This window comes from Acinetobacter sp. WZC-1, from assembly GCF_052544965.1.
Window position 1 is genome coordinate 92,964 of the sequence record NZ_CP199370.1, and the last position, 26,440, is coordinate 119,403.

At 47.3% G+C, this 26,440-nt stretch carries 28 protein-coding genes, 1 tRNA gene and 1 pseudogene; 24 read left to right on the forward strand and 6 right to left on the reverse strand.

Translation table 11 applies throughout. The annotated features are described in order from the left end of the window. Window positions 1-29 precede the first annotated feature (29 nt). The 7 genes from ACT6PV_RS00415 (at window position 30) to ACT6PV_RS00445 (ending at window position 8,516) form a co-directional block, all read left to right on the forward strand. Window positions 30-653, forward strand: coding sequence for a sugar transferase (locus ACT6PV_RS00415; protein ID WP_445114570.1), 624 nt, complete (start codon window positions 30-32; stop codon window positions 651-653). A gap of 27 nt (window positions 654-680) precedes the next feature. Beyond that, entirely contained in the window at window positions 681-1,556 is an 876-nt protein-coding gene (gene galU, locus ACT6PV_RS00420; protein ID WP_445114571.1) for a UTP--glucose-1-phosphate uridylyltransferase GalU, read from the forward strand. A gap of 19 nt (window positions 1,557-1,575) precedes the next feature. After that, window positions 1,576-2,838 carry a UDP binding domain-containing protein gene (locus ACT6PV_RS00425; RefSeq protein WP_445114572.1) on the forward strand — a complete coding sequence of 421 codons (1,263 nt, stop codon included), beginning with the start codon at window positions 1,576-1,578 and terminating at the stop codon, window positions 2,836-2,838. Further along, complete coding sequence (gene pgi, locus ACT6PV_RS00430; RefSeq protein ID WP_445114573.1) at window positions 2,838-4,514, forward strand: glucose-6-phosphate isomerase; 1,677 nt, start codon at window positions 2,838-2,840, stop codon at window positions 4,512-4,514. Before ACT6PV_RS00425 ends, pgi begins: the two co-directional genes overlap by 1 nt. A 4-nt stretch (window positions 4,515-4,518) precedes the next feature. Next, complete coding sequence (galE, locus tag ACT6PV_RS00435) at window positions 4,519-5,538, forward strand: UDP-glucose 4-epimerase GalE (protein ID WP_445114574.1); 1,020 nt, start codon at window positions 4,519-4,521, stop codon at window positions 5,536-5,538. 174 nt (window positions 5,539-5,712) lie between these two features. Next, window positions 5,713-7,758 carry a bifunctional 2',3'-cyclic-nucleotide 2'-phosphodiesterase/3'-nucleotidase gene (locus ACT6PV_RS00440; protein WP_445114575.1) on the forward strand — a complete coding sequence of 682 codons (2,046 nt, stop codon included), beginning with the start codon at window positions 5,713-5,715 and terminating at the stop codon, window positions 7,756-7,758. A gap of 8 nt (window positions 7,759-7,766) precedes the next feature. Further along, entirely contained in the window at window positions 7,767-8,516 is a 750-nt protein-coding gene (locus ACT6PV_RS00445; protein ID WP_445114576.1) for a tetratricopeptide repeat protein, read from the forward strand. A 140-nt stretch (window positions 8,517-8,656) separates the two neighbouring features. On the opposite strand, the gene ACT6PV_RS00450 is transcribed toward ACT6PV_RS00445, so the two are convergent. Next, complete coding sequence (locus ACT6PV_RS00450; RefSeq protein WP_445114577.1) at window positions 8,657-10,027, reverse strand: phosphomannomutase CpsG; 1,371 nt, start codon at window positions 10,025-10,027, stop codon at window positions 8,657-8,659. Window positions 10,028-11,203: 1,176 nt separating this feature from the next. Here ACT6PV_RS00450 and ACT6PV_RS00455 point away from each other — a divergent pair. The 5 genes from ACT6PV_RS00455 to ACT6PV_RS00475 are packed head-to-tail and all read left to right on the forward strand — an operon-like array spanning window position 11,204 to window position 13,859. Continuing rightward, on the forward strand, window positions 11,204-11,749 hold the full coding sequence (locus ACT6PV_RS00455) for a TetR/AcrR family transcriptional regulator (RefSeq protein ID WP_445114578.1): 546 nt from the start codon (window positions 11,204-11,206) through the stop codon (window positions 11,747-11,749). Window positions 11,750-11,802: 53 nt separating this feature from the next. Further along, window positions 11,803-12,681 (forward strand): NAD(P)-dependent oxidoreductase, encoded by an 879-nt coding sequence (locus tag ACT6PV_RS00460; RefSeq protein WP_445114579.1) that lies wholly within the window; start codon window positions 11,803-11,805, stop codon window positions 12,679-12,681. Then, window positions 12,678-13,115 carry an MFS transporter gene (locus ACT6PV_RS00465; protein ID WP_445114580.1) on the forward strand — a complete coding sequence of 146 codons (438 nt, stop codon included), beginning with the start codon at window positions 12,678-12,680 and terminating at the stop codon, window positions 13,113-13,115. Before ACT6PV_RS00460 ends, ACT6PV_RS00465 begins: the two co-directional genes overlap by 4 nt. Beyond that, the gene (locus ACT6PV_RS00470; protein ID WP_445114581.1) at window positions 13,115-13,393 is read left to right on the forward strand and encodes a hypothetical protein; all 279 of its coding nucleotides are present in this window, start codon (window positions 13,115-13,117) and stop codon (window positions 13,391-13,393) included. Before ACT6PV_RS00465 ends, ACT6PV_RS00470 begins: the two co-directional genes overlap by 1 nt. Then, complete coding sequence (locus ACT6PV_RS00475) at window positions 13,374-13,859, forward strand: MFS transporter (RefSeq protein WP_445114582.1); 486 nt, start codon at window positions 13,374-13,376, stop codon at window positions 13,857-13,859. Before ACT6PV_RS00470 ends, ACT6PV_RS00475 begins: the two co-directional genes overlap by 20 nt. Window positions 13,860-14,317: 458 nt before the next feature. On the opposite strand, the gene ACT6PV_RS00480 is transcribed toward ACT6PV_RS00475, so the two are convergent. Beyond that, window positions 14,318-14,393, reverse strand: a tRNA-Gly gene (locus ACT6PV_RS00480). Window positions 14,394-14,790: 397 nt separating this feature from the next. Between ACT6PV_RS00480 and ACT6PV_RS00485 the strand changes: the two genes are divergently transcribed. The 5 genes from ACT6PV_RS00485 (at window position 14,791) to ACT6PV_RS00505 (ending at window position 17,661) form a co-directional block, all read left to right on the forward strand. After that, a complete protein-coding gene (locus tag ACT6PV_RS00485) occupies window positions 14,791-15,099 on the forward strand; it encodes a BolA family protein (RefSeq protein ID WP_445114583.1) in 309 nt (102 codons plus the stop codon). Between the two features lie 33 nt (window positions 15,100-15,132). Further along, window positions 15,133-15,525 carry a SirB2 family protein gene (locus tag ACT6PV_RS00490; protein ID WP_445114584.1) on the forward strand — a complete coding sequence of 131 codons (393 nt, stop codon included), beginning with the start codon at window positions 15,133-15,135 and terminating at the stop codon, window positions 15,523-15,525. An 81-nt stretch (window positions 15,526-15,606) separates the two neighbouring features. Next, on the forward strand, window positions 15,607-16,443 hold the full coding sequence (locus ACT6PV_RS00495) for a ParA family protein (protein ID WP_445114585.1): 837 nt from the start codon (window positions 15,607-15,609) through the stop codon (window positions 16,441-16,443). 16 nt (window positions 16,444-16,459) lie between these two features. After that, window positions 16,460-16,858: a hypothetical protein gene (locus ACT6PV_RS00500; protein WP_445114586.1), complete on the forward strand. Its 399-nt coding sequence runs from the start codon at window positions 16,460-16,462 to the stop codon at window positions 16,856-16,858. 209 nt (window positions 16,859-17,067) lie between these two features. Then, entirely contained in the window at window positions 17,068-17,661 is a 594-nt protein-coding gene (locus ACT6PV_RS00505; protein WP_445114587.1) for a LysE family translocator, read from the forward strand. 18 nt (window positions 17,662-17,679) lie between these two features. Here the strand turns inward: ACT6PV_RS00505 and ACT6PV_RS00510 are convergent, their stop codons facing one another. Next, window positions 17,680-18,333 (reverse strand): DedA family protein, encoded by a 654-nt coding sequence (locus ACT6PV_RS00510; RefSeq protein ID WP_445114588.1) that lies wholly within the window; start codon window positions 18,331-18,333, stop codon window positions 17,680-17,682. A 230-nt stretch (window positions 18,334-18,563) separates the two neighbouring features. Between ACT6PV_RS00510 and ACT6PV_RS00515 the strand changes: the two genes are divergently transcribed. Further along, complete coding sequence (locus ACT6PV_RS00515) at window positions 18,564-18,980, forward strand: DoxX family protein (protein WP_445114589.1); 417 nt, start codon at window positions 18,564-18,566, stop codon at window positions 18,978-18,980. Between the two features lie 151 nt (window positions 18,981-19,131). Continuing rightward, window positions 19,132-20,700: a glutamine-hydrolyzing GMP synthase gene (gene guaA, locus ACT6PV_RS00520; RefSeq protein ID WP_445114590.1), complete on the forward strand. Its 1,569-nt coding sequence runs from the start codon at window positions 19,132-19,134 to the stop codon at window positions 20,698-20,700. A gap of 48 nt (window positions 20,701-20,748) precedes the next feature. Here the strand turns inward: guaA and ACT6PV_RS00525 are convergent. Then, window positions 20,749-20,993 (reverse strand): annotated as a pseudogene (locus ACT6PV_RS00525) (transposase); the annotation flags it as partial. A gap of 332 nt (window positions 20,994-21,325) precedes the next feature. Between ACT6PV_RS00525 and ACT6PV_RS00530 the strand changes: the two are divergent. Continuing rightward, window positions 21,326-21,796 carry a hemin receptor gene (locus ACT6PV_RS00530; protein WP_445114591.1) on the forward strand — a complete coding sequence of 157 codons (471 nt, stop codon included), beginning with the start codon at window positions 21,326-21,328 and terminating at the stop codon, window positions 21,794-21,796. 3 nt (window positions 21,797-21,799) lie between these two features. On the opposite strand, the gene ACT6PV_RS00535 is transcribed toward ACT6PV_RS00530, so the two are convergent. Continuing rightward, window positions 21,800-23,095, reverse strand: coding sequence for a purine-cytosine permease family protein (locus tag ACT6PV_RS00535; protein WP_445114592.1), 1,296 nt, complete (start codon window positions 23,093-23,095; stop codon window positions 21,800-21,802). Window positions 23,096-23,133: 38 nt separating this feature from the next. Continuing rightward, a complete protein-coding gene (gene biuH / locus ACT6PV_RS00540) occupies window positions 23,134-23,844 on the reverse strand; it encodes a biuret amidohydrolase (RefSeq protein ID WP_445114593.1) in 711 nt (236 codons plus the stop codon). A gap of 104 nt (window positions 23,845-23,948) precedes the next feature. Between biuH and ACT6PV_RS00545 the strand changes: the two genes are divergently transcribed. From ACT6PV_RS00545 to ACT6PV_RS00560, 4 genes are all read left to right on the forward strand, one after another. Further along, on the forward strand, window positions 23,949-24,209 hold the full coding sequence (locus ACT6PV_RS00545; RefSeq protein WP_445114594.1) for a hypothetical protein: 261 nt from the start codon (window positions 23,949-23,951) through the stop codon (window positions 24,207-24,209). An 81-nt stretch (window positions 24,210-24,290) separates the two neighbouring features. Continuing rightward, window positions 24,291-25,238 (forward strand): pirin family protein, encoded by a 948-nt coding sequence (locus ACT6PV_RS00550; protein ID WP_445114595.1) that lies wholly within the window; start codon window positions 24,291-24,293, stop codon window positions 25,236-25,238. A 33-nt stretch (window positions 25,239-25,271) separates the two neighbouring features. Next, entirely contained in the window at window positions 25,272-25,670 is a 399-nt protein-coding gene (locus tag ACT6PV_RS00555) for an OsmC family protein (protein ID WP_445114596.1), read from the forward strand. Window positions 25,671-25,784: 114 nt separating this feature from the next. Further along, entirely contained in the window at window positions 25,785-26,426 is a 642-nt protein-coding gene (locus ACT6PV_RS00560; protein ID WP_445114597.1) for a glutathione S-transferase family protein, read from the forward strand. Window positions 26,427-26,440: the final 14 nt, after the last annotated feature.

A 26,440-nucleotide genomic window follows, 5' to 3' on the forward strand; every position in this document is an offset into this window, starting at 1 on the left:
TTATGAACAAATAACGATGAGATTCAAGTATGTTAAAAAGGATAATTGATTTTTCTATTGCATTTTTAGCTTTATTTCTTTTATCTCCTATTTTCCTGATAGTTGCGTATAAAGTTCGTAAGAACTTAGGCTCTCCAATTTTCTTTTATCAAGAAAGACCGGGACTAAATGGAAAATTATTTAAAATGATTAAGTTCCGCTCTATGAAGGATGCAAATGATGCGAGTGGTAATCCTTTGCCAGATGATCAGCGTATTACATCTTTTGGACAAAAATTACGTTCAACGAGTTTAGATGAAATGCCCCAGTTAGTTAATGTTCTTAAGGGTGATATGAGTATCGTTGGACCACGACCACAACTTCCTGAGTTTGTAGAATATTATACTTCTCATCAGATGCGTCGTCATGAAGTTAAACCTGGTATGACTGGCCTTGCTCAAGTGAGTGGTCGAAATAATTTATCTTGGGAAGAGAAATTTGACTTAGATGTGGAATATGTTGAAAAACAATCAATTCTTTTTGATTTTAGAATCATGTTTAAGACAGTGGAAGTGATGCTTAGAAAAGAAGGCATAGATTCTCCAGATCAAGCTGTAGGTGCTAAACGATTTTCTGGTTCAAAATCCCGACAATCCAAATCTTCTCACCATTAATTTATATAGTATGGTAATGACGTTATTATGATTAAGAAAGCTATTTTTCCTGTTGCTGGTTTGGGAACACGGTTTTTGCCAGCAAGTAAATCAATTCCTAAAGAAATGGTGACTGTGGTTGACCGTCCTGTAATTGACTATGTTGTTAATGAGGCAGTGCAAGCAGGTATAGAGCAAATTATTTTTATAACACATTCATCCAAAGATTCAATTGAAAATTATTTTGACCATAATTTTGAATTAGAAACTATGCTCGAAAATAAAAATAAACTAGATTTACTTGAAGAAGTCAAAAAAGTTATACTGGCAAATGTATCAATAGTTAGTGTCCGGCAATCTAGACCATTGGGTTTGGGACATGCTGTTTTATGTGCTAAACATATAATTGGTAACGAGCCTTTTGCAGTGCTCCTACCAGATGTATTGGTAAAAGAAAATAGTACTGAAAATGACCTCGCCCGGATGATTCAACGTTTTAATTCATCTAAAACAGCACAAATTATGGTCGAGGCTGTACCTGATCACCTTGTGGATCAATATGGTGTTGTTGATGTGGAAACGGTACCGAATGAGGGCAAAAGTGTGGTTATGCGCGGCATTGTAGAGAAACCCGCTGTAGATAAAGCACCTTCTAATTTGTCAGTGGTTGGTCGTTATGTTCTTCCTGCTAAAATTATGCAATTATTAGAGCAAACGCCTAAAGGTGCAGGAAATGAAATCCAACTCACCGATGCAATTGCGGCATTACAAAAATTAGAAAATGTTGAAGCTTATCGTATGAAGGGGCAAACCTTTGACTGTGGCAGCAAATCGGGTTATTTAAAAGCCGTATTACATTATGGCATTGAACACCCCATACTCGGGGATGAGTTTAAACGTATGATCAGGGAATTGAGTCTGTAATTGTAATGTCGGGTGTGAAATGAAAATTAATGTTTTTGGCACGACCTTGCAGGCAGCAGTTCTTGCAGGGTTGTTTGCTGAATATGGTCATCAGGTTTACTGGTGCCGCAATGAAGACAGTGATTTAAGTCATTCAGATATTCATTACCAGGATGATGTAGTCAATCAATTGATTCATAAACAGATTGCTGGTGGTTTTTTAAGCCTGCCCATTTTTGAGCAATTACCGCAGGACAGTGAAGTATGGCTGTTCAGCTTCAGTGCCACTGAGCTGGACCGGGCACTGACGCTTGCTGAGAGAATTAGGGGACTGCCTCACAGCCGTCCTGAATTGCTGCTGATCAATGGCTCCACGTTTGGTCTGCAGGGGACTGAACAGTTAAAACAAAAAATTGCGTTAGATGGCTGGGCTTATTTGCCGGATGTCATTCAGGAAGGAAATGCCTTAAACAGCTTTACTCAGCTGAAACGGGTAATTGTCGGGGTGGATCATGCGCAGACTGCAAATTTGATGAAAGAATTGCTGCGGCCTTTCTTTCAGTTTAAACATCAGTATCTGTTCATGCCGATTCTGGATGCCGAATTCACCAAGCTCAGTATTTCCGGTATGCTGGCGACCCGTATCAGTTATATGAATGATCTTGCCCTGGTGTCAGAAAAACTGGGGGTTGATATTGCCAATGTACAGCAGGGCCTGGCTGCCGATAGCCGGGTTGGGTCGGCGTATTTATCACCGGGTGCCGGTTTTGGTGGTGAAAATTTCTCCCGTGATATTCTGACTCTATCCAGTACGGTTGCAGGCACAGGTGCCCGCAGTCAGCTGCTGGAACAGGTCTGGGAAATTAATGAACAACAGAAAGAAATTTTATTCCGGAAATTATGGAATTATTATCGTTGTGACCTGAAAGGCAAAGTTATTGCCATCTGGGGCGCTTCATTTAAGGAAAATACCTCCAGTATTGACAATGCCCCGATTCATATCATGCTGGCGGCATTATGGGCACAGGGGGTCATCGTACAGTTGCATGATCCCCAGGCGCTGGATGAAATTCTTCAGAGGTATGGTCAGCGCAAAGACCTGTTGTTATGTACGGATCAGTATCAGGCCACAGAAAATGCACATGCCTTGTGTCTGATGACGGCCTGGAAACAATACCTGAGTCCTGATTTTAAAGCCCTGCACCGCAAGATGCTTCATCCATTGATTCTGGACGGTCGGAATGTGTTTGACCCGCAATATGTGCAACAGCTGGGCTTTGTCTATCAGGGAGTGGGACGCTGATGAGTAAAAATACGGCACCTGCCGAGTTATTACAGGACAATGCGTGTTACAGGCAGTTGCAGGCCTGTGCAGAACAATACCGGCAAATGCATCTGAATGATTTGTTTGCTGAAGATGCTGAGCGGTTTCAGAAATATTCCGTCCAGTTTGATCAGCTGGTTTTTGACTACAGTAAGCAGCGCGTACAGCATACCGTCATGCGTTCCTTGTTTGATTTTGCCGAGTCCAGGCAACTGGCTGACTGGATTAAACGATTATTCTCCGGTGAACGGATCAATTATACTGAGCAGCGTGCAGTTATGCATTGGGCTTTGCGTTTGCCGGAAGCAGACAGCCAGCAGTTTCCAGGGCTGAGCCAGCAGGTCCATGAACAGTTGCAGCGTATGTTCAGACTGGTGGATAAAATCCATGCGGGGCAGTATCGGGGTGCAACAGGTGAGGTGATTCAGGATGTCGTGAATATCGGGGTGGGCGGCTCTGACCTGGGACCACAGATGGTGAGTCATGCATTGTCTGATTATCAGGTGCATACGGCCAAACCCTTAAATGTTCATTTTGTCTCGACCATTGATGGCAGTCAGCTGTCGGAGTTGCTGCATCAGTTGCGTCCGGAAACCACGCTGTTTATTATTTCCTCAAAATCATTCGGTACCATTGACACCCTGTCCAATGCCCAGACGGTACGGCAGTGGCTGGAAAAATCAATGGGTACGGCAAGTTGTGTGCTCACCAGTCATTTTATTGGCGTGTCGACCAAACCTGAAAAAATGACGGAATGGGGCATTGCTGCTGAAAATCAGCTGTTGCTGTGGGATTGGGTGGGTGGTCGTTATTCTTTATGGTCCTGTATCGGTTTGCCGATCGCATTGACCATCGGTGTAGAGGGATTCAAACAATTTCTGGCCGGCGGCCATGCTGTGGATCAGCATTTTCAGCAGGCACCTTTCGAGCAGAATATTCCGGTGCTGATGGGATTGCTGGGGGTTTGGAATAACAATTTTCTGGATATCCAGACCCATGCGGTATTGCCCTATGACGGACGCCTGAAATCTTTTGCCGCCTATCTGCAGCAACTGGAAATGGAGTCCAATGGTAAGTCCGTTCAGCGGGATGAGCAGCTGGTGGAACTGGATACCTGCCCCATTGTCTGGGGAGAGGTCGGGCCCAATGCCCAGCATGCGTTTTATCAGCTGCTGCATCAGGGGACACATTCGGTGAACTGTGATTTTATTGCGCCGGTACAGCGTTATAATGCCAATCAGTTTACTTATGCAGAAAATGCAGATGCGCTGATTGAGCAGCATCATCTGGCATTGTCCAACTGTCTGGCACAGTCACGTTTACTGGCTTTTGGTAATCAGGCGCTGAGTTCAGATGAATTGTCAGCCTTACCGGTGTATAAGCAATATTCAGGCAACCAGCCCAGCACCACCATTCTTTTGCGGGAATTGAGTCCCTATAGCCTGGGCATGCTGATTGCCCTGTACGAACATAAGGTCTTTGTACAATCCGTGATCTGGAACATTAATTCATTTGATCAGTGGGGCGTTGAAAAGGGCAAGGAAATTGCCAGTCAGCTGTTGCCTATTTTAAATGGTACTGAGCAGGATCTCTCCCGGTTGGATGCGTCCACACGGGGCCTGATCAGAATTCTGTTACAACAACAGGGGAGTTGAGCACATGGCGAATATTTTAGTGACCGGTGGCGCCGGCTACATTGGTTCCCACACCTGCATGGAACTGTTAAATGCAGGTCATGAGGTGGTTGTACTGGATAACCTGTCCAACAGTTCGGAAGAGTCCCTGAACCGGGTCCAGCAATTGACCGGAAAAAGTCTGACCTTCATTGAAGCCGATATCCGTCAGGCACAGGCGCTTGATCAGTTGTTCAGTCTGTATGAGATTGATGCGGTTATTCATTTTGCCGGTTTAAAAGCTGTGGGTGAAAGTCAGCAGATTCCGTTGACTTATTTTGATAATAATATTGCCGGTTCGATCAGCCTGGTTCAGGCAATGGAACGTGCCGGTGTATTCAGGCTGGTATTCAGCTCCTCGGCAACGGTTTATGACGAAGCCAATACTTCACCTTTAAATGAAGATATGCCCACCGGCATGCCGAGCAATAATTATGGTTATACCAAACTGATTGTCGAACAGTTACTGGAAAAACTCTCTATTGCCGATGAACGCTGGTCCATTGCGTTACTGCGCTATTTTAATCCGGTCGGTGCACATAAGAGCGGTCGTATCGGGGAAGATCCGCAGGGTATACCCAATAACCTGATGCCCTATGTGACCCAGGTGGCAGTCGGGCGCCGTGAAAAGTTATCCATTTATGGCAATGATTATGACACAGTGGATGGTACCGGCGTTCGCGATTATATTCATGTGGTGGATTTAGCCAATGCACATTTGTGCGCATTGAATAATCGCTTACAGACCACCGGCTGTCGTGCCTGGAATATTGGTACCGGCAATGGTTGTTCTGTACTGGAAGTCAAAAATACCTTTGAACAGGTCAATGGCGTGTCGGTGGCCTTTGAATTTTCACCGCGTCGTGCAGGCGATGTGGCCACCTCCTTTGCAGACAATGCCCGCGCAGTGGCAGAGCTTGGATGGAAGCCGCAATATCATCTGGAAGATATGCTGGCAGACAGCTGGAACTGGCAGAAACAGAATCCGAAGGGCTATACGTCATAATCGCAGCGCTGATTTTCATCCACGGACCATATCCAGACATAACATTCGAAAAAGAGGAAATACATCATGTATTTCCTCTTTTTTTATGAGTAGTCCACTTTTTCGTCACGATTCTTTCACAGGGCTTCACTATACTGTCCCCGGGAAGTTTAAGAAAAATGTTCAGAGATGAAAATGAAGAAAACAACAATGATCTGGCCTGTAATTCTCACGGCCGTATTGGCTGTACAGGGATGCGACGATAACGACCCGGTTGCTGAACCACCACCGAATTCAGTCAGCAAGGGAAGCACGGCAACGGTTGCATTACTGGAAACAGCCGATTTACATGCCAATATTCTGAGTTATGATTATTTTAAACTGGCAGAAGACAAAACCATCGGCCTGGAGCGGACGGCGACCTTAATTGCGGAAGCACGCCGGCAATTTCCGAATAATCTGTTGCTGGATAATGGTGATACCATCCAGGGAACGGCATTGGCTGATTTTCAGGCGGTCATACAACCCATTGCCTGCAACCAGACATTGGCGATTTATAAAATTATGAATCAGCTGCGGTTTGACGGCAGCGGGATTGGAAACCATGAATTTAATTACGGTTTACCCTTTTTAAATCAGGTTACCAACAGTAAATTTGCCGTGGATGGTCTTCCGGCGCCGGCTTCCCAGCCGGATTGTGCCGGTCCGGAATTTCCGCAGGTACTTGCCAATGTCTACAGCGCCAGTACTCGGCAGCCGTTATTCAGGCCCTACAAAATTATTGATAAGCAGATTACAGCCACCACGCCGGATGGCAAAACCGTGGCAGCGACGCTGAAGGTGGGCATCATCGGGTTTACCCCGCCACAGATTCTGAATTGGGATAAGCGTTGGCTGGAAGGCAAGGTTTATACCATTGGGGTCAAAGAAGCCGCAGAACAATATATTCCGCAAATGAAGGCCGAAGGTGCAGATCTGATTGTGGTGATTTCCCATGGTGGCCTGGACAATAGTCCCTATTCTCCGGTGATGGAAAATGGCAGCTACTATCTCTCCATGGTGAAGGATGTTGATGCGATGCTGATTGGCCATTCACATGATACCTTTCCGAATAAGGACAGCAGCTCGCCGCAATTTAATCTGGATGGGGTGGATAAGGTTAAGGGGACTGTAAATGGGATTCCGACCGTGATGAGCAGCTACTGGGGCAAGGTACTGGGTGTGATTCAGCTGAACCTGACCCATGATGGTAAGCAATGGGTGGTGGATAAAAATAAGACCGTGGTTGAGGCACGCAGCATTCAGAAGGCAGATCAGTCCTATGTTGATGTGGATGCAAGCGTTGCACAGGCCATTGCGGATGAACATCAGGCCACCATCAATTATGTCAAAACTCCGATCGGCCAGACCGATTTTAATATGAACAGCTATTTTGCGGATGTCGGTGATCCGGGTGCCATTGAAATTGTCAACCAGGCACAGGCGGCCTACGTGGCAGATTACGTGAAAGAGAATTTACCGCAATATGCAGATTTACCGGTGCTGTCGGTCAGTGCGCCATTCAAGAGTGGTTTTGCCGGCAGTGCGGATTATACCGATGTCGCAGCCGGTAATGTTGCAATTAACAATGCTGCAGATTTATATCTGTATCCCAACAATATCTATGCGGTCAGGGTCAGCGGATCAGATATTAAAAACTGGCTTGAAACCGCTGCACAACGCTTTAACCAGATTGACCCGGATAAAACTACGGCGCAGAATTTAATCAGTACTTATCCCGGTTTTAACTTCGATATGTTTACCAGTCCGGATCTGAGTTATGAGATTGATGTAACCCAGCCGGTCAATAGTCGCATCCGAAATTTAAAATATCAGGGCAAGGCGATCAGCAGTTCACAGGAATTTATTGTTGCCACCAATAATTACCGTGCCAGTGGCGGGGGGAATTTTCCGGGGCTGGATGGGTCAAAAACCATTTATGCTGCGCCGGATGCGAACCGTGATGTGCTGATCAACTATATTCGGCAGATCAAAAACATTACCCGTGCGGCAAATGGCAGTCATCGTAGCTGGACATTCAGTCCGGTGACAACCGCAGGCCCGGTGATTTTCACATCGGCACAAAATAAACTGGCGCTTGCCCAGGCCGCCGGCCTGAATCATATTTCGGTTCATCAGGCAGATGACGGTTCCGGCAAAGGCTTATCGATTTATAAAATTGATCTGTCGAAAGCCTTATGAAACGGTCAATGTTAAACAGGCCAGGCGCCGGGTATGTTTTACTGTTGATCGGTGCACTGCTGTTGGTACTGGTATTCTGTAAGGTCTGGTCACCCGGTCATTTATCCCGTGCCGAGATTGATCAGTTGGTGATGCAGGCCACCTATGGGCAGGATAAACCGTCATTTCAGCAGTTGGAGCAGGCTGCTGAACATGGGCAGTCTGAGGCGCAGATTGCGATGGCCAAAATCTATATTTTTCGTCAGCAGTCCGGCAGTGCCATCCCCTGGCTGCAACTGGCCGCACAGCAGAAAAATAGCAGTGAAGCGGCGACAGCACTGGGGAAACTGTATTTTTACGGCGATCATCAGATTCATCGGAATTATGCGCAGGCTTTAACGTGGTTTCAGCAGGCCTCGCGGCAGCATGATCCTGCTGCAGCCTACTATCTGGGGCTGATGTATAAAAATGGTTATGGTACAGCGGTGCAGCCGGTTGCTGCCGTCAAAAATTTTCAGATTGCTGCAGATCATCAGATTGCCAGTGGCATGTTCATGCTGGCCAATGCTTACCAGTATGGTGAAGGGGTCAGTGCAGATCCCGCAAAGGCATTGCATTGGTATCAGGCTGCGGCAGCGCTGGAATTGCCGGAAGCTGTACAGGAGCTGGCACATGTTTATCAGTATGGAAACAGTCTGGTCAAGGCAGATCAGACCGCCTATCGGCATCAGTTGATGGAAATCGGTCATAGTCTGAAGCATCCGGCCGTTGCACCTTAAATCAGCCGTCCGGTTTTTCGATTTCCATTGGACTTGTTTTCCGTGAACTGATTGGTCTGTATGTGTTTGCCGTTTTCTCAGCCAATGCTCAGTAAAAAAGACCGGCAATAGTCGGTCTTTTCAGTTTCGTTTCAGGCAGATCAGGACTGAATTAAAGTGGTTAATTCATCGACATAAGCTTGCATTGGATGCGGATTTTGATCTGCCCGACTTTCAATATTTAAGCGCAATAAAGGCTCGGTATTGGAGGCACGCACATTGAAGCGCCATGCACCAAAATCAAGGCTGACACCATCAGTACGGTCCACTTGTGGATTCTGGTCTGCATAATGATCAAAGATTTTTTTTACCGTTGCTTGTGTATCTGCCACTTTAAAATTGATTTCACCACTACATGGGAATTTAGCAATCATATTTTCAACTAAGCTTGAAAGTGATTGGCCTGTTTCTGAAAGTAAGGCGATGGTCAGTAACCACGGGATCATACCACTGTCACAATAAGCAAAATCACGGAAATAGTGGTGTGCACTCATTTCGCCGCCGTACACCGCATTGTGTTCACGCATCACATCTTTAATAAAGGCATGTCCAGATTTTGACTGCACCGCAATGCCTTGATATTGATCGACAATATCAAAAGTATTCCAGACTAAACGTGGGTCATGCACGATTTTCTCACCTGATTGTTTGATCAGGAAAGCTTGTGCCAATAAACCAACGATGTAATAGCCTTCAATGAACTGGCCTTTTTCATCAAACAGGAAGCAACGGTCAAAATCGCCATCCCATGCGATGCCCATATCTGCCTGATGCTGCAACACGGCCTGACGGGTGCTGTCACGGTTTTCCACCAGAATGGGATTGGGGATGCCATTGGGAAATGTCCCGTCGGCTTCATGATGAATTTTAATCAGTTCCACAGGCACATTAAGCTGTTTGAACTTTTCTTCAAGGGCATCCACCACATGACCGGCGGCACCATTTCCGGCATTCATGACCAGCTTTAAAGGGCGGATTTTTTCCGGGTTGATATAGCTGAGCAGATGGTCAGTAAATGCCGGCAGAATGTCACAGGACCGAGTTGTTCCCGGGACGTTGACCTGTTGAAAATCTTCAGATTCAGCCAGGGCCTGAATGTCCTTCAGGCCAGTATCTGCGCTGATCGGGCGGGCATTTTCACGCACCAGTTTCATCCCGTTATAATCCATTGGATTATGACTGGCGGTAATTTCAATCCCACCCTGCACATCCAGGTGAAAGGCGCCGAAATAGACTTCCTCAGTACCGGTCATGCCCAGATCCAGTACATTGACACCGGCATCATTCAGGCCCTTGATGGTGGCCTGTTTCAGCGCTTCACTGGATAAGCGTATATCGCAGCCGATAACAACGGTGTCTGGCTGATAAATCTGCCCATAGGCACGACCAATTTTATAGGCAATGTCCTGGTTCAGTTCTGTGCCGAGTTTGCCACGGATGTCATAGGCCTTAAAACACGTCAATTTAGTCATGATTCAGTCATTCTGATGTTGTCAGTCAAAGTTGGAAAGAATTATATCGCACAAATGTGAAATTGATGTGTGATCTGGATATGAAGTTTCTGCCGGCCGGTAAATGCGGTCATCAGGCGCTGATGACTGGTGATCGGAACAGCAACGCTATTGAATAAATATTCCAGGAAAAATTGCGTCTTTTTGATTGTTCACTCGTCATAGAAATAAGAAGCAGGCATTTATGCCGTCCTGCTGATGTAAATGATGATGATTTGTATTGTGTAGAGAATGGGGGGATGAAAGATTCACGGAATCAAAAAGCAGTCCGGCTGAAACAATTGAGTATGGCTGTGTCACTGGCACTGGTGTAATTGGTTGGCTGATGAAGTTGCTGTAATTGCAATGAATTTCCTGGGCCTATGCAGGTTGAGGTGCTGAAATTTTAACGATCATCTGTTATGCCGGATTGATTGTTTCCCTATTGATCAAAGAGATCTGTTTGATGTGGTTTTTTCATCCGTTTGAGTTGAAGGCCATGCATCAATATTTATTGACTTTGTATCATGCCGGGTTTTCGCGCACCTACCCGTACTTGTTCAACGACCGGGCTCTCGGCACGGAGGATTTTGCCCGGCGCCCCGTGCTTTTACTGAATCACGACCATTCGGCGTCGATCCTTCGTGTACTTTGGCCCGCTTGATCCTATGCGGTTGAAGGAGCTACGTCATCAGTGCAAGATCGAATGCCCGACGATGGGCGACGTGCTGTGCAATCGGGTGTCTGCCGATGAAGGCGTAGCCGCACAGGCTAGTCTATAGGCTTCAGCCTTTGTGGTTGGCATGCTCTACAACCTGGGTGCAGCCTTGCTAGGCTGCGTGCTGTTGCTGATGCCGGCAAGAGTGCAGAGGTTGGTGGACTGACAGGGGGACGCACGATGGAACTGCGGCATCGTGGCTGTTTCCTGGCTGTGGCCGAAGAACTCCACTTCACCCGCACCGCTGAGCGGCTGCACATCGAGTGGTAGGGTATAGGGACGCATCAATTACCTGACTGCTTTACGTTCACCATTTTTTGGATTAAATTAGGAAACAATCGTTTTCAAAATATTTGTATATGATCAAACATTCAGAATCAACGGAATCCACTCGCTCCCGTGGTCGAGGCCGGCCACGCGAATTTGACCTGGATGACGCTTTGGATCAGGCTGTGCGCGTGTTTAGCGAACGGGGCTATCACGGCACATCTATTAATGATCTGATTCAGGCCACCAATCTGGCACAGGGTAGCCTTTACAAAGCATTCAAAGACAAGCAGGCCATCTTCCTGGCTGCATTCGATCGCTATCGCGCGCAGCGCACCGAGAAGATGCGGCAGGCCATCGGCGACGATGGCAATGGCCTGGAACGTCTGCGACGGGCATTGACCTTCTATGCCGAGTCCTCTCAAGGTTCCCAGGGACGACAAGGATGTCTGGTGGTCGGAAGTATCGCCGAGCTTTCGACATTCCCGGCAGAAGTTTCTCGACATATCCATTCTGCGCTGGAGCGCAACGAAGCCTTGTTAGCCGATCTACTTCGACAAGGCCAGGAAGATGGTTCCATTCCGGCTCATATGAACCGTGAGTCCAGTGCCCGCATGCTGCTTTGTTTAGCACAAGGCATGCGCATAGTTGGTAAGGCTGGCTGCAGTCGAGCAGCCATGCAGGCCGTCGTGGATTCGGCATTAAAGGCAGTAATTTAATTTTTTTTGACAATTTAGGAAATTTTCGTTTCCAAAATAGAAGGAGTTTGTTTATGCAGATCGCTTTTCTCGGACTCGGTACGATGGGCTTGCCGATGGCCTCTAACCTGCTCGCGGCAGGTTATCCCGTGCAGGTGTGGAACCGCTCACCCGCGTCGGCAGCGAAGCTGGCCGCGCTCGGCGCGCAACGCGCAACTACACCGCGCGAAGCGGTCGCCCATGCGGATGTGTTGATTTCAATGTTGGCCGACGATGCCGCCACGCGCGCTACGATTTTGGATGCGCAGGTGTTGGCTGCGCTAAAGCCGGGAGCCATTCATCTTAATATGGCCACGATATCGGTTGCCTTGGCGACGGAGTTGGCAGCGCTGCACCAGGAACAAGAGATCGGCTATATTGCCGCGCCGGTGCTCGGCCGGGTGAACGTGGCTGAAGCAGGCCAACTCAACATCCTGGCAGCCGGTGACCCCAGGACGCTGACGATCGTGCAACCGCTGTTGGACGTGCTTGGGCAGAAGACCTGGCATCTGGGCGAACGACCCGAACAGGCCAATGCTGTCAAGTTAGCCGTGAACTTCATGATCGCCAGTGCCATTGGCACGATGGGCGAAGCCGTGGCACTGGCACAAGGGCATGGCGTGGACAAGGCCGGTTTTCTGGAACTGGTCACATCTACGGTGTTCGCTGCGCCCGTCTACAAAGGCTACGGACAAGTCATTGCCGAAGAGCGCTTTGAGCCTGCAGGGTTCAAGTTGGTACTCGGTCTCAAGGACGTGCGCTTGGCGCTTGAAGCGGCGGAACAGGTCAATGTGCCGCTGCCACTGGCCAGTGCATTGCGTGATGCCCACATCGAAAGCCTTGCGCACGGCGAAGGGCATCTGGACTGGGCGGTCCTGTCACGCACGTCCGCGCGCCGGGCCGGGCAAGCATGACGGGTGATGCGTATACGCAAGCTGCACCGGTAGGGCTGACGCTGCTGTTGGCGGTGACCTGCGGCCTAACCGCTGCCAATCTCTACTATGTTCAGCCGCTGGTTGGGCCGGTTGGTGCGGATCTTGGCCTATCTACCTGGGCTACCGGCCTGACGGTGACCCTGACCCAACTCGGCTACGGGGTGGGCCTGCTGCTGCTCGTGCCGCTCGGTGACCGGATCGAAAACCGCCGCTTGACGCTCGGACTGCTTGGACTGGCTGCCGTGGCGTTGCTTGGCGCAGGCTTGGCCCGCCAGCCTCTGCCGTTTCTGGCGGCGGCGTTGGGCATCGGCTTAGGCACCGTTGCCGTGCAAGTGCTGGTGCCTTACGCTGCACATCTGGCGCCTACGGCGTCACGTGGCAGGGCCGTCGGTAACGTGATGAGCGGGCTGTGATGCTGGGCATCATGCTGGCGCGGCCGGTCGCCGGGTTCATCACGGAACTAGCCTCGTGGCATGCCGTATTTCTGCTGTCGGCGGTGGCCATGTTAGCTCTGATCGCGGTGTTGGCCTATGCGCTGCCGGCTCGGCAACCCGATCTCGGTCTGAGCTACGGCAACCTGCTCATCTCGATGGGCCGGCTGGTGCGCGATACGCCGGCGCTCGCTCTACCATGCCGCACTGTTCGCCGCCTTCAGTGCCTTTTGGACGACGGTGCCGCTGTTGCTGGCTAGCCCGGCGTTCGGGTTGTCGCAAGGCGGCATTGCGCTGTTCTCCCTGGCTGGGGCGGCCGGGGCGGTTGCCACGCCGCTTGCAGGGCGCATTGCCGACCAGGGGCATAGTCGCGCGACTACTGCACTGGCGATGGGGTTAGTGGCGTTGGCCTTCCCACTGACGCACATCGCGCAACCGGGTTCGGGTTGGTCGCTGGGCCTTTTAGTTGTGGCCGCGATCGTTCTGGACTTTGGAGTGGCAGCCAATCTGACGCTGGGGCAGCGCGCTATCTTCACTTTGGGCGCGGATGTTCGCGCCCGACTCAATGGCCTCTACATGGCCACCTTCTTCCTGGGCGGTGCGCTCGGTTCCGCGTTCGGCGCATGGGCCTATGCTTACGGCGGCTGGGCATGGGCATCCGGTTTTGGTGCTGCGCTGCCAATGGCGGCCCTGGTGTATTGGACGACGGAAAACCGTATACACTGATTCAAGCAAGACACAACGAATGGAGTATGTTGATGACGACAATTGCGATGCTTGAAAGTATCAAGTCCGCTGTTGGTTGCGCGAAGCCAACTTCATCAATCTGCTTAAGGGGCTTCGTGAAGGCTGCTACGACGTAGGGATTCCGCTTCAGCGATCCGAGCCTCAAACGCAACCTTTAAATTTGATCAGTCATGAAAAGACATCAAAAATATTAAAACATATCTCAACTATAGTTATTTCGATAAATCCAGGCAGGATTTTTATGGCTCAGCCCGTATTATTGGCGGTGTATCGTTTAAATACCGGCAAATAACCGTACAGTCTGAAGTGCATCCGGACACAAACGGATTTATTAATTTTGCCTATTGTTTCCAGTCTGTGTGCCTGTTTCTCATGAACCGGTGCCGATGTCATGACCAAAAAAAATCCCTGATCAATGATCAGGGATTTTTTGAATCTGGAGCGGGAAAGGAGACTCGAACTCCCGACCCCAACCTTGGCAAGGTTATGCTCTACCAACTGAGCTATTCCCGCATGCGGTGTATAATACATTAAGCTGCTATAGGGTCAACAACTTTCTGCAAATCAATCTGCTATTTGTCTAAAATAAAATCATCCTGCCCTGTGAAAAAATAGGTTTTGCAGGACAGGATATTGAACGGGCTGTCAGGCCCTGCTGGAATTACGCAGGGCCTGGAGCTTTATGTGCCATGAGGTGTATTTCACTGCGGAATAACTGGTGCACAATGAAAAACACGGTTTTTACAGGTTTGAAAAAAATGATCCTGTTCGTCGCTACGGCTTCTGTGTCTGATCATTTTCCGATAGGATGCAACTGATTGCAGCCATGCCGTCCGCATGAACAAGGATTTTCACAGCATGCCGATAAACGTTATACTGAGCCCATTCTATTTTTCTGGAACAGTGTGGCATGAACCTGGAACAGCAACTGATTGAAAGATTAAACCATCTGGCCCCGGCACATCTTGAGGTGATCAATGAATCCGCAGGGCATGGCGGCTATTTCCCGGGTAAGGAATCACATTTTAAAGTGACCATTGTCAGTGAGGTTTTTGCCGGATTGCGGCCAGTGCAGCGGCATCAGAAAGTATATGCGGTGGCCGCGGAACTGCTGAGTCCGGGAAAAATTCATGCATTGGCGATTCATGCCTATGTTCCGGGTGAATGGCAGGGCGAAGCCCCGTCCAGTCCGGAATGTGCGCATGTACCGAAAGCCTGAGTATATAAAGTGTTTACTTCATAAGAGAACAATATGGACACACACCTGCTGATTAAAATCATTCATATGTCAAGCGTTGCAGTTGCCTGCATTATTTTTGTACTGCGTGCAGTCACTTTATTTGCAGGAACACAGCAGGGGCAGCCCAATCCTGCGGGCAGAACGCTATTTGTTGCGGTTCAGCATCTGACGTTTACCGTATTGGTGATCACAGGTGTCATTCTGCTAATCATGAATCATTTTCAGGTTCAGCCGTGGTTTTATGCCAAAATGATTTTGTTTGCTGTCCTGCTTTCATCGCTGATCAAAACCTATAAAAAGGATGACAGCATACTGCTAGTCCAGCGTGGTGCCGGACTGGCCGTGAGTTGCATTGCATTCATCGCCATTCTTTCACTGGTGATCATCAAACCTGTTTTTGGTTAATTGTCAGACATTAATTGCCTGGATGCATGTGGTCTGCGTTAAACTGCAGTCATGCTGAAAAATAAAATGGATGAGGGAACGATGTTTACACGTGTTGTCTTTAATCAGAAAGGTGGTGTCGGGAAATCAAGCATTGCTGTCAATCTGGCAGCCATCAGTGCCTGGCATGGTTTAAGAACACTGGTGATTGATCTGGATCCACAGGCCAATTCAAGTCAGTATTTACTGGGCGACGATGCGACTTACTCTGCCGATAAAACAGCACTGGAACCCAATATTGAAAATTTCTTTGATGATGTGCTGGGCAACCATCAGCAAAAGGGCCTGATTGGAAATGCCATTGGTTCCATCCTGAAATCCCGCAATAAGGGTTTTGACAGCTATATTCATCGTTCGCCATTTAAAAGTCTGGATGTCTTACCGGCAAGCCCGACGCTGGGTGGCCTTGAGCATGCACTGGAAGCAAAGCATAAAATTTATAAACTGCGGGATGCCATTCAGACTCTGCATGGGCAGTATGACCGGATTTATATTGACACCCCGCCGGCTTTTAACTTTTTTACCCTGTCTGCCCTGATTTCAGCAGATCGTGTGCTGATTCCATTTGACTGTGATGTGTTTTCAAAACGTGCCCTGCAGACCTTAATTGAAAATGTCATTGAAACTCAGGATGACCATAATGAACGACTGGAAATAGAAGGCATTGTGGTTAATCAGTTTCAGGCGCAGGCCAGACTGCCGCGTGAAGTGGTCCAGCAGCTGAAGGACGAGGGTTTGCCAGTATTAAACAATATGTTGCCGCCTTCAGTACTGATGAAGGAATCACATCACCAGAATAAGCCATTGATCCACCTGGCTACAGATCATAAATTGACGCAGGCCTATCAATCGTTGTTCAATGAAATTGAAAAACAATGATTCTGGAAGTTCTCAAATGAAAATGATGAGTCTGGGCCTGGTTGCGTTCAGTACGCTATTACTGACCGCCTGTGCCACAACGGTTAAACCGAGTTATGTTTCGCCTACACAGTATCAGGCGCTGAGCTGTGGGCAGTTGACCAGTGAGTTTGAGCGTATTCAGCAATACATCAACAATGGTGTACAGACACCCAAACGTACCGGTGTCGGTGTCGGTGTCGGCCTGGGGCTGGGCGGTGGTTGGGGCCGCTATGGATGGGGTTTTGGCCCGTCCATTTCCGTCAATATGGGACAGTCTTCAGATACCAAAAATACTGAATTGTCCAGAATGTATGGTCAGCAGGACGCAATTTCCCAGGCATCCCAGTTTAAAAACTGCGCCTTTGTTCCAAAGCGAAACCCGGCAAAATCATAAAACTGTGATGGACTTCCTGTTTTATAAAATGAGAAGTTCATCTATTTCTTAGCAAAATGTTTCAAAGATAAAATAATAACAATCATATTCTTAGTTAAATTCAGCCTGAAAATTCAGTCGAGTCGTGCCTTTTTCTGAACATCAGCAACTTGTGAATTTTTGTCATTTTCGTTTAAGGTGTGCAGCGTTTTAGATGAACAGGACACACGATGATTGAAAGCTGGCTATTTATTTTTGCAATGTTTGCGGTACTCCTGATTCCGGGGCCGACCAATGCATTGCTGGCCAGTGCTGCCCATCATCAGGGAATCCTAAAAACCCTGCGGCTGATTCCGGCAGAATTACTGGGCTATGTTTATGGGATCAGTATTCTGGCCTTGCTGATTCATCTGACCATGCCGGCCTGGCCTTCGCTGGTGCATATTCTGCATGTGGCTAGTGCGGTTTATGTGTTGTGGCTGGCTTTTCACTTATGGAAAAGCTCAGACCTGGAAAAACACAGCCAGAGCCATCAGCGCCTGAATCCGCAACAGCTGTTTTTGTCGACACTTAAAAATCCCAAGGTGATTCTGTTCAGTGCCGGTATTTTTCCTGCAGAAACATGGGATTCATTTGAAAATTATGCGCTGGTGCTTGGCGTGTTCTGTCTCTGCCTGATTCCATGTTCATTGCTCTGGATGTATGCCGGTCGGGCAGTGCTGACCGGAGGAAAGCGCAGGAAGCTGAGCACCGATCAGCTGTATAAGGCTTCGGCGATGCTGCTGATGCTATGCATGCTGCCGGTGATCCTGCAGTTTTTCTAGGCCATATTTTCCGGACGATTACTCAGCTTCGGTGGAACGGTCGGTCTTCCGGAAGAATTTATGCCGAATATAACCGATGACACCAGGCAGAATACTGACAATAATGATGCCAAAGATAAAGTGAGTGAAATGGTCTTTAATAAATTGCACATTTCCAAATAAATAACCGGCCGCAATAAAGGAACCAATCCAGCAAATTGCACCCACTGCGTTATAGGTCAGGAAAAATTTATAATTCATACTGCCGGCACCGGCTACGAAAGGCGCAAAGGTGCGGGCAAAGGGAATAAAGCGCGCAAAAATGATGGTTTTTCCGCCATGACGCTCAAAAAACTGTTGAGTTTTAATCAAATGCTGTCGATTGATGAATCTGGATTCCATTTCAAAAACACGCGGGCCAATATATTTACCGATATGGTAATTCAGGGTATCTCCCAGGATCGCCGCAATGGACAGCAGAATAAACAGCAACCAGGGATCCATGGCACCTGTGGAAGCGGCCAGCATACCGGCTGCGAACAGCAGACTGTCACCCGGCAGAAAAGGCATGACCACCAACCCTGTTTCCACAAAGATGATCAGAAATAAAATGCCGTAAATCCAGATGCCATAATTTGTGATAAATTCGAGAAGGTGCTGATCAACGTGTAAAATAAAATCAATGAGTTCCATGAAAGCGATAACAAAATAAGATTGTGTTAGAATCCTAACAGCGCCTTAGTGGAAAGTCAGTACTAAAAAGTAACAATAGCAGGTATAATCATCTTATTTTTGCAACGCTGTATTATCTTATTTTTGCAACGCTGTATTATCTTATTTTTGCATGTTTATTATCCAGATAATTTGAATTAGAATGGTCCACATCCACATTGAAATGATAAATTTTAAAAAGGTGTTTAATTATGTTCAATCCCAATGTAGTTGTAAAAAATATTGTAACTCAGCCGAATGTCAATGGTATTATTGCTTTATTGGCAAGAATACTCATGGCTTATGTGTTTATTGTGGCAGGTTGGTCTAAAGTGACTGGCTATGCTGCGACGGTACAGTATATGGAAGCTATGCATGTACCTGGATCGTTATTGCCTTTAACCATTTTTATTGAGCTTGGGGGCGGCTTAGCATTATTATTCGGTTTTCAAACACGTTTCGCAGCACTCGGTTTAGGCATTTTTAGTCTTCTTACTGCGTTTCTTTTTCATGGCAGTGCTGAAGACAATATTAGTTTTATGAAAAATATGGTTATGGCAGGGGGTATATTTTTCTTAATGCTGCATGGTGCAGGTAAAATTAGCCTTGATGCCGCGATCGAAAAATAAAAATACTCATTCTCAATGAGATGAAAAAGTGCTGAAATTCAGCACTTTTTATTTGGATTTTGATTTTCCATCTTGTCAAATAACGTGCTTCATTGAGTGAAAAATGCTACTATGCTGCGCCTCATTCGTTTGCTTTGTATGGTATTTGATCATGAGCACTAACACTCAAATAACCGAGGATCGTATTCTGATTCTGGATTTCGGTTCCCAATATAGCCAGTTGATCGCCCGCCGTGTCCGTGAAGCAGGTGTATATTCTGAAATGTATGCCTTTGATATGTCTGAAGAGGATATCCGTGCATTTCGTCCGGACGGTATTATCCTGTCAGGGGGACCGGAAAGTGTGCATGAAGCAACCAGCCCACGTGCGCCTGAAATTGTATTTCAGCTAGGGGTTCCTGTACTGGGCATCTGCTATGGTTTTCAGACCATGTCTGAACAACTGGGCGGTAAAGTCGAAGCGGGTACAGTACATGAATTTGGTTACGCTGAAGTGGATATTGCCACGCGTGATCAGCTGATTGGTCATTTACAGGACCGGGAAAATCAGTTGCATGTATGGATGAGCCATGGGGATAAAGTCAGCCGTCTGCCGGAAGGTTTTACCATGACAGCAAGTACCGCAAGTTGCCCCTATGCGGCGGCATCGGATGAAACACGCCGTTTCTATGGCGTGCAGTTCCATCCGGAAGTCACACATACGGCAAAGGGTGCAGAACTGCTTTCCAATTTTGTACATCGGATTTGTGGCTGTGGTGGTCTGTGGACGCCTGAACATATTATTGACTTACGCGTAGAACAGTTACGTGAACAGATTGGCAGTGAAAAAGTGCTGCTTGGCCTGTCCGGGGGCGTGGATTCTTCGGTGGTTGCCGCGCTTTTACATAAGGCCATTGGTGATCAGCTGACCTGCGTATTTGTGGATAACGGTCTGCTTCGTCTGAATGAAGGCGACCAGGTGATGCAGATGTTTGCAGAGAACATGGGTATCCGTGTGATTCGTGCAGATGCTGAAAATCGTTTCCTGACTGCACTTGCCGGTGAAGTGGATCCTGAGAAAAAGCGTAAAATCATTGGTCGTGAATTTATTGAAGTCTTTGCGGAAGAAGCGCGTAAACTGGATGGGGTGAAATTCCTGGCGCAGGGAACAATTTACCCGGATGTCATCGAATCTGCTGCAAGCAAACAGGGCAAGGCCCATGTGATTAAATCACACCACAATGTCGGCGGTTTACCGGAAGATCTGGCGTTTGAACTGGTTGAACCCCTGCGCGATCTGTTTAAGGATGAAGTCCGTAAACTGGGAACCACACTGGGGCTTCCACACAGCATGATCTATCGTCATCCATTCCCGGGTCCGGGTCTGGGGGTACGTATTCTGGGCGAAGTGAAAAAGGAATATGCAGATATTCTGCGTCTTGCCGATGATATCTTTATGCAGGAACTGCGTGCCAGTGGCTGGTATGACAAGACTGCCCAGGCATTTGCTGTATTCCAACCGGTTAAATCCGTCGGTGTGGTGGGGGATGGTCGTCGTTATGCATGGGTCATTGCCTTGCGTGCTGTGGAAACGGTTGACTTTATGACAGCACGGTTTGCACATCTGCCTTATGAACTGGTTGATAAAATTTCCACCCGGATTATGAATGAAATTAAGGACGTGTCTCGTGTAGTCTATGACGTATCCAGTAAACCACCGGCGACGATTGAGTGGGAGTGATCCTTGCTCAGGGGGATTTAAAAAGGACGCGATAGCGTCCTTTTTTGCTATATGCTTTTGTCTTCTACAGATGGTCGGGTAATCCGATGTTGTCCAATCTAATCTGCAAAGACGAATGAGACTTTGAATAAAACCTGTGACTATTCGTAGAGTTAAACGAAATAAAGATTTGATCATTAAACAACACTGAATAGCTGTATCTGAGTAGGTTTGATTTCGACCTTACTTACCTTTAGATGGGGCATACCATTGGGTATTTCCGTCAAAATCGTAATATTTCCACGATTAATCAAAGCTTGATTGCAAGAAGATCAATTTGTTGTACGATATATTTTAGCTGCAGGTTTATTCATTTGAGAATTATATTACTGAATAAGCCTTTAGAGATAGGTCTATGCCACAAAGCTGTAATGTCTACTGGAAATCCAGTTGATACCAAAGGTGGGGTTACTGGGCCATTTGTAGGTATGGAATGTGGTGGTAGACACGGAGGAGTGTATCCTCCATTCTATTGCCAATGGTGTTTTGTGAAAATTAACGGTAAACCTTAAATTTAAAAATATCTATCGCATCGATACTTCTTCTATTCTTCTGGAATTAATATCACGTTTATGAAGCTTTCAATATGAATCAAGCCAATCCATCCATAGGCCCTCATGAGGGAATTGAATTAAAGTTAATGTTAGATGGTAAAAAAAATCTTGCACTGTTCTATTCTGATTATGAAATTCCTAATGAGTTTCATAAATATATTGAAAATAAAGAGCTTTTTTTAAATAAATTTCAATTTCAAACGAAATTTAAAAATCTATTTATCGATTTTTTTATAATATCTAAAATTGGTAATGATGAAAATATCTTTAAACTTTCTAATCTGATTAAAAGATCAATAGAAGAAAGTGAATTTAACCCAGAGATAGAAAGAAGTATAGGGAGATTACTTGGATATCAAGAAGTAGATATAGAACATTTTATTCATCAAAAAATGGGGCGTAGAGAAAATAAAAAATATTACTTTTTTTATCCTTACGGCTTTGTTGCACAAGGTTTGTGCAACAAAGCAGGCCTCCAGGCTCCAGTAAGTATCAGGCCTTAACTGTCAGGTATTGAATTGCGAAGCGGATTTACCGGGGTTTTCTTTGTGCGGGTCTGCCTGGCGTCGGGTCAGCGCATCAATGATCCAGAAGATTATGGCTCCACTGAGTATGGCAATGACGGCAACGGAATATTGTGGTGCCCAGACATTAAATGCAGTGGCAATCACAATGGCAATGACCCATGCCCCCAGTGCAGCCCGTGGGTTGGCCGGCAGGTCCAGACCATTACGCCAGAAATGAGCAATCATGATACCGCCAATGCCGGGAACCACAATTCCCAGTAAGCTCAGCCATTGAATTAAATGATCCCAGACCCCGGCACTTGCAATGACTGTTCCGATGATACCTAAAATACAAACCATGATGAAATAGCGCTGACGGGCCACATGACTCCAGCCGGTGGCTGCATTGTACAGACAGTGCATGGTGACGGAGGCACAATTGACCACAAAAAATAATGCCGCAAGAATCACCAGCCAGGGCGCCTGTCCGGCAACCACAGCAGCGAAGTTACCATCGGCAGAGACACTGCCGGCAACCACAATGGCACCCAGGGTCATGGAAATTCCATTGGCCAGTGGAAATGCACTGGCAGTGGCAATTAAGGCATGCTTTGGATTTTTTGCCCATCGGGTAAAATCGGCAGTCAGTGTCCCTGAGTCAATAAACAGGGAAATCACCAATGTGATGGCAATACCCAGGCTCAGATAATCGGCAGATGGATTGCCGGTATAGTCCACTATGCTTTGCCAGCTGCTGTGACTGAATGTAAAAATGATGGCCAGTGTGCCGACAACAATAAACAATGGCACCGAGATTGCACCGACCAGGCTTAATGCCCGCACCCCGATCAGCGTGAGTGCCATAAAAATTAAACCGGCAATCAGGCTGGTGAGGGGGGCTGACCAGCCCAGCATGTCATGCAGTCCTTTACCTGCCAGGCCGGTCTGAACAGCAAACCAGCCAACCACCAGCGTGGACAAAAATACCGAAATCCATCGGGCATAATTCTTTCCGAAAACCTGATGAGACAGTAATGAAAAAGAACGTCCGGTGCTGGCGGCAATGCGGCTCAGGGCACCGACATAGGCAAATAAAATCAGATTCCCCAGTAAAATAGCGAGCATGGCTGTCTTAAAGCCCAGTGCCTGAGTCAATTGCCCACCTAAAAAAGCGCCGGTCACCACCAGGGGGAAACCCAGCCATACCAGGGTGACTGCCAGTAAGGAATGCCGTTGTTCCACTGGAACCGGTTCATGTTCAAACTCATGAATCTGAGATGGTGTTGTATGTTTCACAGACAATCTCCCGTCAATAAAAAAACTGAATCCGCAGGTCAGGCGACTTCATGTGTCATGTGAGATAAGGCTTGCAGCAACTCTGCTGAAGTTGTGCTTGCACCAAAAATGCCGCCCTGCATATTGATCATGCTGAGCGCAGCTTCCTTGTGTTTCAGTTCTGTGGCCGCAGTACAGTCGCTGAGTACCAGGCATTCAAAACCACGGTCATTGGCCTCCCGCATGGTGGTATGTACGCATACATCCGTGGTGATGCCAGTTAGAATCAAATGTGTCCGGCCACAGGTGCGTAAAATATGCTCCAGGTCGGTTGCATAAAAAGAACCTTTGCCGGGCTTGTCTATGATGATCTCCCCGGCAACTGGCGCCAGTTCCGGAATAATTTCCCAGCCGGGTTCACCACGGACCAGAATTTTTCCACAGGGGCCTGCTTCTCCTATGGGCGCGCCAATCTGCTGACTGCGCCAGTATTTATTGGCCGGTAAATCCACCAGTTCAGGACGGTGGCCTTCACGGGTATGAATAATCAGTACTTCGGGATGTTGTCGCAGTGCTGTCAGTACGCTTTTAATCGGCTCAATCGGGGCCTGAGTCAGCGATAAGTCATAGCCCATCTGGTCAACATAGCCCCCCTGACCACAAAAATCGATTTGCATGTCGATGACGATAAAAGCAAGTTTCTGCAAGGGCACCTGGCCATCGAATGGCCAGTGATAAGGCTGGGCGTGCAGGGAAAGGGATTCAGGCATGTTGTCTCCTTACTGGGTTTATTGCGGTGATTTTTTATTCAGGGTAGTGCTGCAAAAAGGTCATGGGGAAGTTACTTTGCTGAATAAAAGTATGGCTCCTGTAAATGAATGCAAATTGCAGACCAGTATGGGGGCATCTGGCTGAAATGGTTAAAAGTGAAAGTATGGGCGGAAAATCCAGCATTGTGTTTCCTGCTGCAACAGATGCCGGCAAGAGTCTGATGCTTAACTCACATCAGACTTTATGTCCTGGAAAGGGGAGCGATGGATTGGACAATCGTGCTAATCTTATAAAACTGCATTGTTTCATCACTGAAATTCAGCGTATTAACTTCATTGTAGTGGCGGGTAGATTGAGTCGCTAAACTGAAGTGCATAGACAGAATGACCACAGCCAGTAAACAGGGCAGTACTCCGCTCTGGGTAAATTTTCAGGACAATAAAAGATGACCAATACGAGCTATAACGAAATTTCAAGTTCAGATGATTGTGAAAAATATGCCAATCAATTTATTCAGGATTTTCCAATCCGTACCGCAGAAATCGGTAAAGGCACGGTCATTAAGCGGGCCCTGCCAAGTCGTTATAAAAGAATGATTGGCGCCTGGTGTTTTCTGGACCATGCCGGACCGGTGACATTCCCCCGGGGAGATGGACTGGATGTTGGACCACACCCACATATGGGATTACAGACTTTTACCTGGATGATCGAAGGCACCATCATGCATACCGACAGTATTGGTTCCAGACAGCTGATCCGTCCAAAGCAGGTCAATCTGATGACAGCCGGCTATGGTATTTCACATACCGAAGTTGCACCGGAAACAGAAACACAGATGCATTCTGCCCAGTTATGGATTGCCCTGCCTGATCATAAACGTCATATGGAACCGCAGTTTGATCATTATCCTGAACTGCCGGTTGTTGAGCGGGATCATATCGAATTTACCGTGCTGGTGGGTGAATACCTGAGCACCCGGTCCCCCGTGGAAGTACATACCGAATTACTGGGTGTGGATTTAATTGCAAAGGAAACCACCCGGAGCCAGTTACAGCTGAATCCCGAATTTGAATATGGCTTTATTGCCCTGGACGGTACGGCAATGGTCAATGGCCATGCGCTGAATAATGAAAATATGGTGGTATTTGAACCAGGGGTGACTCAGGTAAGCATCGAACTGGACAAGGGCAGTCGTTTACTGATGATTGGTGGTGAACCGTTTGAAACGCCTATTCTGTTATGGTGGAACCTGATTGGACGCACCCAGGAGGAGTTAAAAATTGCCAATGAGCAGTGGGCAAATCATGACCCGCGGTTTGGTGAAATTACTGACTATGATGGTCCACGGCTGGTCGCACCTGCATTCCCTGAAAAAATGCGCCCATCCAGATAGGACTGAATTTAAACAAGCTTAAAGGATACAGGAATGTCAATTATCGCAAATGCAAAAGTAAAGAGCTTAACTGAACAGTGGGCGGGCGAGATCCATAGTGGTCATCATCAGCTGATCACCGATAAGCCTGAATCATTCGGTGGTCAGGACAAAGGTCCGGCACCGTATGATTTTATCTGTGCCGGACTGGTTTCCTGCACCATGATTACCTTGCGGATGTATGCAAAGCATAAGGGACTGGAGCTGGGTGAATTTACAGTGGAAGCTGATTTTAATGCCAATAAGGAAGGCGAGGAATGGATGGACCGTCGTGTGTCGTTTGTCAGTCCGCTGTCTGATGCGTTAAATCAGAAGGTACTGGATATTTGCAGTAAAACACCGGTGACTAAAACGTTGCTCAGAAGTGTGGCAATTAATACCACCATTGTTTAGCTTGTATTCAGTTTAAAGAAGTGGCATTTTGTGTAAAACAGAATGCCATTTTTTATGGTCATGCGTTATTGTCAGAAGATTAAAACAGGATAGAAGCAGAACAGGATTGATACTATGATTACCTTGCATCATCTGGAGCAGTCACGCTCTTTCAGAATCATCTGGGCACTGGAGGAACTGGGTCTGGAGTATCAGATTAAACACTATAAACGCTTACCGACTTTTGCTGCGCCTCCTGAGCTTAAAGCCGTACATCCATTGGGGAAATCACCGGTACTGACCGATGGAGACCTGACCATTGCTGAGTCTGCAGTTATCCTGGAGTACCTGCAGGCCCGTTATGACACGGAAAATCAATTTAAACCGACCCGTCCGCAGGATTTACAGCAATATACCTACTGGATGCATTATGCAGAAGGTTCACTGATGCCTTTGCTGGTGATGACACTGGTCATGAACAATGTCCCCGGGCGTGTACCCTTTCTGATTAAACCCGTTGCAAAAAAAATTGTGGAGGGGGTAAAGGGAGGATTTATTCAGCCGCGTTTAAAAGAACACACATTATTTCTGGAGGACTATCTGGCAACACATGAATATTTTGCCGGTAATTTTTCCTTTGCCGATATCCAGATGAGTTTTCCGATTACAGCCATGCAGGAACGGATGAAGGGCAAATTCCCACAAATGATGGCCTACGCCGACAGGATACAGCAGCGCCCGGCGTTTCAGCGGGCCAGGGCGAAAAGTGCAGACTGATGGATTGAAAGCGG